The sequence below is a fragment of the Mesorhizobium sp. SEMIA396 genome (genome assembly GCF_024518615.1).
Classification (GTDB): Bacteria; Pseudomonadota; Alphaproteobacteria; order Rhizobiales; family Rhizobiaceae; genus Mesorhizobium.
This window is the reverse complement of the sequence record NZ_JANIFC010000011.1, coordinates 159,063-170,431: the sequence shown is the minus strand read 5'-3', so window position 1 is coordinate 170,431 and position 11,369 is coordinate 159,063. Positions and strand designations below refer to the sequence as shown.

Genomic DNA, 11,369 nt, shown 5'->3' with positions numbered 1-11,369 from the left:
TTCAGAAAAACTCCTGAAAAATTTCAAGGGCATAACTGGTCTCGTGGCGGTCAGGTCATCGGCTGCGACGCTAGTCTCCGGGTTTACGGATAAACCGATGCCAAGGTTGTCGATCAGTTTGTTGGGTGCGTTGCTGGGCTTCTGCCTGGTCACTGCCGCTGTCGGACAATCGGACGCAAAGGTGACGCTCACAACCCGGAGCGAACGGTGCGCCAATCTCAGCCACCAATTTGATGAAGCCCTCGAAACCCACGCCACGGCAACGCAGGTCACCGCGGCAAAGGCACTTCAGAGAAAGGGCAACCGGTACTGCGCCGCCAAGAAACAGGCGCAGGGCATCCGGATGCTCGCCAATGCTTTGAAGCTGCTTGGAGTGACGCCGAACGACCCGGTTCAGTAACACTCAGAAACTTGACCCGCATAAAAAGGAAACGAAGCCATGAAAAAGTCCATCCTCTCCGCCACCGGTCTCGCCGTCGCTCTGGCTTTCGCGATGCCGGCTCTCGGCAACGCCGCCGCCACCACGACCGCTGCTCCGGCTGCTTCGACGACCACAGCTCCGGCGACTGCCGCTCCGGCCAAGGCTGCTCCGAAGAAGGTCGTCAAGAAGACCGTCAAGAAGCACAAGAAGGCTGCCGAGAAGGCCGTCAAGAAGGACGCCCCGAAGACGTAATCAGGTCCGGCATAAAATGCCGGCTGTTGGCCAAGGACGCTCCAGCTGGTTTCGGCTGGAGCGGCCTTCTTCCTGTCCGAGCGCTGAAGCCCTGACGAAGTCTGGCACCGGCAGCTTCCGCCTCGACTGACACTTAACCCGTTTGCAACGCCGGCCGTGTAGGACAATCCGCATGAAGAAGCGGCTTTCGTCCATTTTGCGCTCGATGGTGATCGGCGGCCTGGTTGCCACCGGCGTCGCCAGGGTGCTGATCCTGTTCACCGCCAGCCCGGTGCCCGATCCGGCCACCGGACGCACCGAGCCTTCGCTGTTCGCGCCGGCGATTTCCACCAACTGGGACTACATCACGCCGGCACAGACCTGGCTGCTGATCGTGCTGACAGGCGCGACGTTGATCTGCGTCGCCGCGTGGCCGATCACGGTCTGGCTGGAACGCCGGGCGGATGCGGGTGGAAACCGCTTTCACCCCGATATCCGGCCCGCCACGACCGCGCGGCAGATTCCCAGCCGCCGCATGTTCGGCCGCCAGGGCCGTTGAACGGCAACCGACACTTTCCCACATGATTGTGAATGGCCGCGTCGGCGGACACTGGTTTTCGCGCGTCGACCAAAATGGACGACCGCTTTCGCTGGTGCCAGAATGGCGGCAGGGTTGCTACGCCAGAGCAATTCACCGTTTCGTGGAAACGGCGAACCGTTCTGATCCTTTGTCTTGACGCAATTCCGGGCGGAAAACCGTTTTACACTTTTCCTGGAATTGCTCTAACTGTCGGTTCCAATGCCTGAAATCACCACAAAACCGCGCGTCCAGGTCAAGCCGCAGATCGAACGGCCAAAGCTCTACAAGGTCATCCTCATCAATGACGATTTCACGCCGCGCGAATTCGTCGTGACGGTGCTGAAGGGTGAGTTCAAACTCAGCGAAGACCAGGCGCATCGGGTGATGATCACCGCGCATCGTCGCGGCGTCTGCGTCGTCGCCGTGTTCACCAGGGATGTCGCCGAGACCAAGGCGACGCGCGCCACCGATGCCGGCAAGGCCAAGGGCTATCCGCTGATGTTCAAGACGGAGCCGGAGGAGTAGCTCTACCGTCCTTCGCGGTACCACATCGAACCCATTGCCAGAAGCAGCAGGCCGAGGCCGAGGAAGCCGCCGAACAGCGGCACGCGCGAGACGGCCTTGAGCACGCTGTCGTCCGTGGTGCGCAGTCCGATCCAGTCGTTGCCGGACGCGGCACCAGCCGAGCGCACAGGCACGATGGAGGGTAGCGTCACGTCGCTGCCAAGGGCTGCGGACGACGCCAGCCGGCGCACGCTGCCGCCGGTGGCTTCAGCCGGCGCCTTCAGCCGGCTTTCGGTGGAAATGACGTCGGCGAATTCCGGGGCGTTGACCGGCCCGACATGGGCGAGCGCGGTGAGGTCGCCATTGGCGACCTGATAGAGGCCGATCTCGCTGGTCTCGACGCTGCCGAGGAAGACGCCGGGCTCGGATTTCTCGAGCTTGACGGTCAAGGTCTTGCCGGATGGGGTGATGATCTGCGCGGGGCCGGGATCGTCGGCCATCGTCTGGCGGCGGATTTCCAGCACCATGCCGCGGCCGTCGGCGGTCAGCCGCTCTTCCTCGAGCTCAGGCTCCTTCATCAGCCAGTGGGCGATGCGCCGGTAGAGCTGGACATGCGGGCCGCCGCCCTCGAAGCCGCGCGCCCACAGCCAGCCCTGATCGGACAGCAGCATGCCGACGCGGCCTTCGCCCTTACGGTCGAGCAACAGCAGCGGCCGGTTGTCGGCGCCCTTCATCACCACTGCGCCTTCGGGATTCTGCACGCCGATGGTGCGGAACCAGCGGCTCCAGTGCGGCGGCTCGGTGGCAGAGCCATCCAGCCCACGCGTCACCGGGTGGCGCTGGCCGAGTTCGGTGAGGCGCGGATAGAAGGCCTTGTCGACCACCTCGCCGGTCGGCATCGCCGGCAGGGCGGACATCAGCGGCGTACGCGCGATCGAGCTTTCGCCGGCATATTCGGGGCCGGCCGCGATCAGCAGCGCGCCGCCCTTTTCGACATATTCGGAGATGTAGTCGTAATAGAGGATCGGCAGCACGTCGCGGTGCTGGTAGCGGTCGAAAATGATGAGGTCGAAATCCTTGATCTTCTCGACGAACAGTTCGCGGGTCGGGAAGGCGATCAGCGATAATTCGTTGATCGGCGTGCCGTCCTGCTTTTCCGGCGGCCGCAGGATGGTGAAATGGACGAGATCGACCGAGGCGTCGGATTTCAGCAGGTTGCGCCAGGTGCGTTCGCCGGCATGCGGCTCGCCGGAGACGAGCAGCACGCGCAAGTTCTCGCGAATGCCGTCGATGAGCGCGATGGCGCGGTTGTTGGTGTCGGTCAGTTCGCCCGGTTCGCGATCGATGGCGAGTTCGACGATGTTGCGGCCGGCGCCCGGAATGGTGACCTGCAACGGCATCGCCTGGCCGACAGTGGCGTGCTCGACCGCGACCTGTTCGCCATTGACCGAAACGCGCACATCGACCGGGCCGGTCTCGTTTTCGGTCGAGACGACGCGGTAGGTCATGTCGAGCGGCTTGCCGACAAGGCCGAAGCGCGGGGCGTTCTCGAAACGTATGCGGCGATCCTTCTCGTGATCGTTGCCGGTTATCAGCGCATGCAGCGGAGCGTTGAAATCGGGCGCTCCCGGGGGGGCGTCATGGACCTCGCCATCTGTGATCATGATGGCGCCGCCGATCCGTGACGGCGGCACGTCGCGGAAGGCGCCTTCAAGCGCGCCGAACAGCCGTGTCTCGGTGCGTTCCTCGGCGGCCTCGGATTTGCCGGCCTCGACGACGCGCACGTCGAACTGCTTGAAGCGGCCAAGCCGCTGCTGCAGCCCGGCCAACGCCTCGTCGGTCTGCTTGGTGCGGTCGCCGATATCCTGGCTCTGGCTGCGGTCGACGACGAGGGCGACAACGCTTTTCAGCGGCTCGCGCTCCTCGTTGAGGAACACCGGGTTGAACAAAGCGGCGGCGAGCGCCAGAAGGGCGATGAAGCGGAAGACCGAACCGCGCTGGCGAAACCACAGGCCGACCAGCGCAAGCAGCGCCAGCGGCACCAGCGCCAAGGTCAGCAGTGGCCAGGAGATCAGCGGTTCGAAGGAGATCGACCAATTCATTCCTTACCCTCCTCTTTTTGGGGAGGGTTTATCCGCGACCGGAGGGCACCAAACAAACTCATTCTACTGCCCCAGCCGTTCGAGCAGTATGGGTACGTGCACCTGGTCGGATTTGTAGTTGCCGGTCAGCATGTACATCATGATGTTGACGCCGGCGCGCAGCGCGTAGATGCGCTGCATCGGGTCAGCCGGCACGGTTGGCAGCAGCGCATCGCCGTTCTCGTCGACCGCCCAGGCGCCAGCGAAATCATTGGCGGTGATCATGATCGGCGAGACGCCATCGCCGGTACGCACCGGCCGGTTCTCGGCGTTGCTGGCGTCGAGCGAGGCCTCGACCCAGAGCGGGCTGCCGGCGAAGCGGCCGGGGAATTCGGGCAGGATGAAGAAGGATTTGGTCAGCACGTGGTCGGACGGTACCGGTTCCAGCGGCGGCACGTTGAGATTGCCGAGGATGTCGCGCAGCCGCTCCGTCGCCGGGCTGGTCGAATCGGCGCCGATGCCGTTGGCGAACTGGTCGCGGGTGTCGAACAGCACCGTGCCGCCTTGCTGCATATAGGCGTCGACGCGGGCGATCGCTGCCTGGCTGGGCATCGGTGCGGCCGGATCGATCGGCCAGTAGATCAGCGGATAGAACGACAGCTCGTCCCGGGAGATGTCCACACCGGCCGGCTCGCCCGGTTCCAGCGCCGTCTTCTCGACCAGGAATCGCGTCAGCCCCTCGAGCCCGGCGCGGCTGATCGAATCGTCGCCCGGCACACCGGTCAGCACATAGGCGATGCGGGTCTTCGAAATCGCCTCGATGGCAATTTCGTCACCCGGCTTGGCGTCGTCGGCGCGGGCAAGGTCGGCATGACCGAACAAGCTACCCAGCGCAATCAGGACGGCGGCGGTGGTTGTCACGGCACCGGCGCGGCGCGGCCGGCGTGAAAACAGGCCGCCCATCCAGAACACCGCCAGCGTATCAAGCAGCATCAGCACCAGGGCGGCCGCGACCAGCGTGCCTTTCAAACTGCGCGATTCGTCAAAGGCATACTGGATCGAGGTGACCGGAACAGTGATTTGCGGGCGCGCCAGGGGCGCCAACTTGCTGTCGGCTTCCAGCAGATTGTGGGCAAATACACCCGTCTCGGAACCATAGAGACCGGGCGGGTTTTCAAAAGTCACCGGCAGCGCGCCAGCGCCCGGTACAAGCGGCCGTGCATCCGGCGTCGGCGGCACCAGCGAGCCGTCGGCTGCAATCATGCGATAGGGCGCCAGCGACGCCGCGGCCGCTTCGGCATTGGCGATGGCCGCGCCCTGGTTGCGCGACAGCTGCACGATGCGGCGCAGCATCTCGACGAAGCTGCCAGAGATCGGCAGGTTCGACCAGGTTGCCTCGGGGGTGACGTGGAACAGCACCAGCGTGCCCTTGCCTTTCTTCAGTCCGGTGACCAGCGGCGTGCCGTCGGCAAGGGCCGCCCAGGTGCGCTCGACGATATCGGGTGTCGGCTCGGCCAGCACCTGCCTGCTGACGGTGACCTCGGTCGGCGGCGCCAGATCGGCGAACGGGCCGGCCTTGGGGAATTCGGTGACCGGCTGCGGCGACGTCCATGACAGCGCGCCGCCGAGCGACCGCTCGCCGGTGCGAAGGCGGACGGGCAGCAAATCGTCGTCATCGCCCGCGGTGGCCAGCCGCGAACCGGCGAAACGCACCAGCGTGCCGCCATTGTCGACCCAATCGACAAGTCTCTGCCGGACCTGTCCGGGAATGGTGCCGATATCGGCCATAACGATCATCGCGGGCTTCTGGTCGAGGATTTGCGGTATGGCGTCGGCAAGATCGGCGCTGGAGGGTTCGACCAGATCGGCGAAGGGCTGCAGCGCCCGCCTGATGTAGTAGAGCGGCGACAAAAGCGGCTGTGCCTGGTCGGCCTCGGCCTGCGACAATAGACCGACGCGCCGCCGCTTGGAGCTTTCGTCGAGGACGCGGACCGCACCAGCCTGCCGCTCGCCGTCGAGCGCGATGGAAGCGAAGTCGTTGCGCAGCTCGAACGGCACCGCCATGGTGCCGGTGGCGGTGGTTTCGCCAGGCGAAAAGGTCAGCGTCGCATCGGCGATGCGGCGGCCCTTGTCATCGAAGGCGCCGGCGGTGACCTGCGCCGGGGCAGGGTCGCCCGGCGCGCGGATGGCGGTCAGTGCAAAGCCGTCGACCTGGTTGTCGGCGGCGGTCAGGCCGGTCAGCGACAGCCTGTCCGCGGTTGCCCAGACGACACGCGCGGCATTTTTCGACAAAAGCGTGTTGAAGGCGGCCTCATCGCCTTTTGCCGCCAGGCCGTCGGCAAGCACGGCGACACTGGCCCCGGGCAAGGTCTCCAGCACGCCGGCGACGCGGGCATAGACGGCGGGCCGGTCGGTCGGGATCGGCCGCGGCTTGGCGGCGCGCAGCCGGTCAAGCGCGGTGGCGGCATCGAACGGGCCGATCTCGGCATTGGCCTTTTCGGCAGTGAAGGCGATGACGACCGGCACGCCGTTGGAGCCGGCATCGTTGATCAGCCGCTCGGCGGTGGCGACGCGTTTGCCCCAGTCTGCGGCACTTGCCCAGTCATTGTCGATGACCAGGGCAAGGGCGGCTCCCTCGGCCGGCAGCTTTTCGCGCGGGTTGAAGACCGGGTCGGCCAATGCCGCGACGATGAGGGCCGCCATCAAGAGCCTGAGCAGTGTCAGCCACCACGGGCTCTGCTGCGGCGTCTCCTCGCGCTTCAGCACGCGGGCCAGGATCTTCAGCGGCGGGAAGATTTCGGTCTGCGGCTTGGGCGGCGTCAGCCTGAGCAGCCACCAGATCACCGGCAGTGCCAGCAGGCCCCACAGCACCATGGGGGCGCCAAAGGAAAGCGGCAGCCAACTCATGCGACAGCCTTTCCTGGCCGATCGCCGCCGGCGATCATGCCGGCACGACCGCCGGCGGTCGGCCTGGCCGAGGAGCCATCAGTGGTCATCGCCATGTGCAGCCGCACCAGCGCGTCGGAGGCGAGCCGATCGGTGTGGTTGACGGTAAAGCTCCAGCCAAGACGTTTGCACCAGGCCGCCAGTTCGTGGCGCCGGGCGGCGTAGAGCAGGCGATACTCATCGCCGAGCATTTCGGCGCGGCCGGCGGTCAGCTTGTCGCCGGTCTCGGGATCGGTGAATTCGGTGCGGCCGGCATAGGGGAAGGTCTCCTCGGCCGGGTCGGCGACCTCGATCAGGTGGGCACGCACGCCGTGGCGGGCCAGCACGTCGAGCCAGGCCATCGTCTCTTCGACCGGATCGAGGAAGTCGCTGACGATGACGATGTCGCAGAAGCGCCTGATGTCGGACAGGTCGGGTTTTGCCGGCAAATCGCCGGCATGCATCAACTGGGCGGCGATGCGTTCGGCGCCGTTGCGGGCGGTGAACGGGTCGGTGAGGCCCGGCCAGGCGATGCGCTCGCCGCTGCGCGACAACAGTTCGGCCATGGCCAGCGCCAGCACCAGCGCGCGCGATTGCTTGGAAACGCTGGCGCCGGTCGATTTGTAGAGCATCGACGGCGAGGGGTCGGCCCACAGCCAGACCGTATGGGCGGCTTCCCATTCGCGGTCGCGCACATAGGTGTGGTCGTCGCGGGCCGAGCGGCGCCAGTCGATGCGCGAGGAATCTCCCTCGACATAGGGCCGGAACTGCCAGAAATTTTCACCGATGCCGCGCTTGCGGCGGCCATGCCAGCCGGCGATCACGGTGTTGACGATGCGGCGCGCCTCGACCAGCAGGTCTGGCACAAGCGAGGCTCGCAACCGGCCACGGGCGAGCGCGTCGCGCGTCGCTGCCGGAGCCTGGACCTCGCCGATGCGCGGCATCAAATTCCTTTCACGAGTTTCGCCACCACGTCACGCACGCCGGTGCCTTCGGCGCGGGCGGCGAAGGTCAGCGCCATACGATGCTGCAGCACCGGCTCGGCCAGCGCACGGACGTCGTCAACCGAGGGCGCCAGCCGTCCGTCGTAAAGCGCGCGCGCCCTTGTGCACAGCATCAGCGCCTGGCTGGCGCGCGGGCCGGGACCCCAGGCGACGTTCTTGTCGGTCTCGGCATTGCCTTGGCCGGGACGCGCCGAGCGCACCAGCGTCAGGATCGCCTCGACGACGCTTTCAGGCACCGGCATGCGGCGGATCAGCGTCTGGATCTCCTTCAGCCGCACCGGCTGCAGCACGTTTTGCGCTTTCGCGTCCTCGATGCCGGTGGTTTCCAGAAGGATGCGGCGCTCTGCCTCGATCTCGGGATAGAGGATATCCACCTGCATCAGGAAGCGGTCAAGCTGGGCCTCGGGCAACGGATAGGTGCCTTCCTGCTCCAGCGGGTTTTGGGTTGCCAGCACGTGGAAGGGCGCCGGCAGGTCATGGCGGGCGCCGGCAATGGTGACGTGGTATTCCTGCATGGCCTGCAGCAGCGCCGACTGGGTACGCGGCGACGCGCGGTTGATCTCGTCGGCCATCAGCAACTGGGCGAAGATCGGCCCGGAGATGAAGCGGAAGGAGCGTTTGCCGGTTTCGTCCTGCTCCATCACTTCGGAGCCGAGGATATCGGACGGCATCAGGTCCGGCGTGAACTGGATGCGACGCGAATCGAGGCCGAGCACGATGCCAAGTGTTTCGACCAGCTTGGTCTTGGCGAGGCCCGGCACGCCGACCAAAAGCGCATGGCCACCGGCCAGCAGAGCCACCAGAGTACGCTCGACGACGCTTTCCTGTCCGAAGATGACCCGGCCGACCCCGTCGCGGATCCGGGAGATGTCGGCAAGCGCCTTTTCGGCCTCGGCGATCATGTCCTTTTCGCTGATCGGGCTTTCCTTGACCATCACGCTCATGCCGCATCGATCCTTGTGGTTGGAATACCATGGCTGGAACAACGGCTGCACCATACCATAAGTTGCCGCGATTCGGCCTCGCGTGGCGCCTATGTCGAAACTTAAATCACAGACTTAGGCTGACAAGCGCAACAACAGTGACTATTTCGTGACCATGACGGGACCCTTGGGACATCGTGAAGAAAGCCTGACGGATGCCACCGAGGCGCGTGGCCTCGAGGCGCTCATCTCGCGCGCCGCCCGTGCCGGCAAGGGGGCGGCACCCGTCGAACGCTGGAATCCCGACTTCTGCGGCGATCTGGACATGGAGATCAAGTCCGACGGCACCTGGTTCTATCTGGGCACGCCGATCGGGCGCATGCCGCTGGTGCAGCTTTTCTCCTCGGTGCTGCGCAAGGACGCCGATGGCAGGACCTATCTGGTGACACCGGTGGAAAAGGTCGGCATCCGCGTTGCCGATGCGCCGTTCATCGCGGTCGAAATGGACGTTTCGGGTAGCGGCGAAGCGCAGACCATCACCTTCCGCACCAATGTCGGCGATGTCGTCGAGGCCGGGCCGGAACGGCCGCTGCGCTTCGTCGACGAGAACGAGACCGGCGGATTGAAGCCCTATGTGCTGGTGCGGGGCCGTCTGGAGGCGCTGGTGGCGCGGCCGGTTATGTATGAGCTGGTCGGGCATGGCGAGGAGGTCGAGATCGGCGGCGAGACGATGTTCGCGGTGCGCTCCAAGGGCGCCGTGTTCCCGATCATGCCGGCGGACCAGTTGAAGCGGCTGAGCGCGTGATGGACCAGGTGACGCCGGCGCCGTTTTCATCCGCGGATTTTCGCGCGCGTTTTGCCGTGCAGCCGGATGCGCATGCCGGCGACGATTATGGCGATCATCGCTTCAACCCCGGCCATCCGCGCCTCAACCAGGGCAAGGCGCTGCGCAATGCCGCGGTGCTGATCCCGGTGGTCGATCATGAGGGCGATGCGACGGTTCTCCTGACCAAACGGGCCGAAAAGCTGCGCAGCCATTCGGGGCAGGTGGCATTTCCCGGCGGCACCATCGATCCGACCGATCCGAGCCCTGAGGCGGCGGCGCTGCGCGAGACTTTCGAGGAGATCGGGCTTGGCCGAGACCGCATCGAGATCATTGGCCGCATGCCCGACTATGTCGCCGGCAGCGGCTACCGCATCGCGCCGGTGCTGGGCATCGTGCGGCCCGGTTTCCAACTGACGCTCAACGCCGACGAGGTCGACGCCGCTTTCGAAGTGCCGCTGCGCTTCCTGATGGACCCGGCCAACCACAAGCGCGACAGCCGCATGTGGAACGATCTCGAATGGTTCTTCTACGACATGCCTTACGGCGAACGGCGCATCTGGGGCGTCACCGCCGGCATCATCCGTACCCTCTATGAAAGGCTTTATGCGTGAGTGTCTCGATCGCGGACAGGGCCGACTGGCTCGGCGACAAGCATCTGCAGCGCCTGCTGTTCGCACTGGCCGAAGGCGGTGAAGAGGCGCGAGTCGCCGGCGGCGCGGTGCGCAACACGCTGATGGGCCAGCCCGTCGCCGACATCGACATCGCCACCACCTGCCTGCCGCAGCAAACCCTCCGCCGCGCCGAAGCGGAAGGGTTCAAGGCGGTGCCAACCGGCATCGAACATGGGACAATCACCGTGGTTGCCGGCGGAAAACCTTATGAAATCACCACCTTGCGCGCCGATATCGAGACCGACGGGCGACGCGCGAAAGTGTCGTTCGGGCGCGACTGGAAGCTTGACGCCGAGCGGCGCGACTTCACCATCAATGCGCTCTATGCCGAGGCCGACGGCAGGGTTGTCGACCTGGTCGGCGGCATTGCCGACATCGAGGCACGCCGGCTGCGCTTCATCGGCGACCCGGAAGCGCGTATCCGCGAGGATTATCTGCGCATCCTGCGCTTCTTCCGCTTCTTCGCCTGGTACGGCGATGGACGGCCGGACGCCGAAGGGCTGAAAGCCTGCGCCCGGCTTAAGGAAGGGCTGGCCCAGCTTTCGGCCGAGCGCATCTGGTCGGAACTGAAGAAGCTCTTGTCGGCGCCCGATCCGTCACGGGCGCTGCTCTGGATGCGGCAGGCAGGCGTCTTGACCGCAGCGCTGCCGGAAAGCGAGAAATGGGGCATCGATGCCATCCATGGGTTGGCCAAGGCCGGGAAGGATCTGGGCTGGGCACCCGACCCGCTGCTCAGACTGGAAGCGATCGTGCCGCCCGATGCCGCTCGCATGAAGACGCTCGCCGAGCGGCTCAAACTCTCGACCGCCGAAGCGGATCGCCTGCGCCACTGGGCGCTTGCCACCGCCGTCGAGCCGAAGACGACCGAGGGCGAACTGGCGAAAAGGCTCTATCGCGGCGACCGGCAGGGGTTTGTCGACCGGCTGCGGCTGTCGCTTGCGGCAGCCAGAGTGCGCGCCGTCGAGGACAATGAGGCGCTGCTCGAAGCCGGTGGCTTTTCGCGCCAGCTTGCCTTCGCCACCAAATGGGAAAAGCCGTTGTTTCCGCTGAAAGGTGCCGATCTCACAGCGCTCGGCGCAACTCCAGGACCGAAACTCGGCGAAATCCTCAGGAATCTCGAGGCGGAATGGGTCGAAGCCGGGTTTACCCCTGATCGCGACGCGCTCCTCAAGCGCGCCGCCGAAGCTTTGAACGCCGGGTAGA

The 11,369-nt window shown here is 65.6% G+C and carries 11 protein-coding genes; 7 read left to right on the top strand and 4 right to left on the bottom strand.

What is annotated here, in order from left to right:
* The first annotated feature begins 97 nt into the window (after positions 1 to 97).
* The 4 genes from NP503_RS24955 to clpS all read left to right on the top strand — a co-directional run bounded on the left by NP503_RS24955 (position 98) and on the right by clpS (position 1,757).
* Entirely contained in the window at positions 98 to 400 is a 303-nt protein-coding gene (locus NP503_RS24955) for a hypothetical protein (protein WP_127266560.1), read from the top strand.
* A 39-nt stretch (positions 401 to 439) separates the two neighbouring features.
* On the top strand, positions 440 to 673 hold the full coding sequence (locus tag NP503_RS24950; protein ID WP_013529962.1) for a hypothetical protein: 234 nt from the start codon (positions 440 to 442) through the stop codon (positions 671 to 673).
* A 172-nt stretch (positions 674 to 845) separates the two neighbouring features.
* Positions 846 to 1,211 (top strand): hypothetical protein, encoded by a 366-nt coding sequence (locus NP503_RS24945; protein WP_127266561.1) that lies wholly within the window; start codon positions 846 to 848, stop codon positions 1,209 to 1,211.
* A gap of 240 nt (positions 1,212 to 1,451) precedes the next feature.
* Positions 1,452 to 1,757 (top strand): ATP-dependent Clp protease adapter ClpS, encoded by a 306-nt coding sequence (gene clpS, locus NP503_RS24940; RefSeq protein ID WP_127266562.1) that lies wholly within the window; start codon positions 1,452 to 1,454, stop codon positions 1,755 to 1,757.
* 2 nt (positions 1,758 to 1,759) lie between these two features.
* Here the strand turns inward: clpS and NP503_RS24935 are convergent, their stop codons facing one another.
* From NP503_RS24935 to NP503_RS24920, 4 genes are all read right to left on the bottom strand, one after another.
* Positions 1,760 to 3,838, bottom strand: a complete 2,079-nt coding sequence (locus NP503_RS24935) for a hypothetical protein (RefSeq protein ID WP_127266563.1) — start codon at positions 3,836 to 3,838, stop codon at positions 1,760 to 1,762.
* A gap of 63 nt (positions 3,839 to 3,901) precedes the next feature.
* Positions 3,902 to 6,724: a DUF4159 domain-containing protein gene (locus NP503_RS24930; protein ID WP_127271984.1), complete on the bottom strand. Its 2,823-nt coding sequence runs from the start codon at positions 6,722 to 6,724 to the stop codon at positions 3,902 to 3,904.
* The gene (locus NP503_RS24925) at positions 6,721 to 7,686 is read right to left on the bottom strand and encodes a DUF58 domain-containing protein (protein WP_127271779.1); all 966 of its coding nucleotides are present in this window, start codon (positions 7,684 to 7,686) and stop codon (positions 6,721 to 6,723) included. Before NP503_RS24925 ends, NP503_RS24930 begins: the two co-directional genes overlap by 4 nt.
* A complete protein-coding gene (locus NP503_RS24920) occupies positions 7,686 to 8,690 on the bottom strand; it encodes a MoxR family ATPase (RefSeq protein ID WP_127271985.1) in 1,005 nt (334 codons plus the stop codon). The genes NP503_RS24925 and NP503_RS24920 overlap by 1 nt, the downstream gene beginning before the upstream one ends.
* Before the next feature lie 154 nt (positions 8,691 to 8,844).
* On the opposite strand from NP503_RS24920, the gene NP503_RS24915 reads away from it, so the two are divergent.
* The 3 genes from NP503_RS24915 to NP503_RS24905 are packed head-to-tail and all read left to right on the top strand — an operon-like array spanning position 8,845 to position 11,368.
* A complete protein-coding gene (locus tag NP503_RS24915) occupies positions 8,845 to 9,474 on the top strand; it encodes a DUF1285 domain-containing protein (RefSeq protein WP_127271874.1) in 630 nt (209 codons plus the stop codon).
* Positions 9,474 to 10,106, top strand: coding sequence for a CoA pyrophosphatase (locus NP503_RS24910; RefSeq protein WP_127269430.1), 633 nt, complete (start codon positions 9,474 to 9,476; stop codon positions 10,104 to 10,106). The genes NP503_RS24915 and NP503_RS24910 overlap by 1 nt, the downstream gene beginning before the upstream one ends.
* The gene (locus NP503_RS24905; RefSeq protein WP_127269429.1) at positions 10,103 to 11,368 is read left to right on the top strand and encodes a CCA tRNA nucleotidyltransferase; all 1,266 of its coding nucleotides are present in this window, start codon (positions 10,103 to 10,105) and stop codon (positions 11,366 to 11,368) included. The genes NP503_RS24910 and NP503_RS24905 overlap by 4 nt, the downstream gene beginning before the upstream one ends.
* Position 11,369 lies beyond the last annotated feature (1 nt).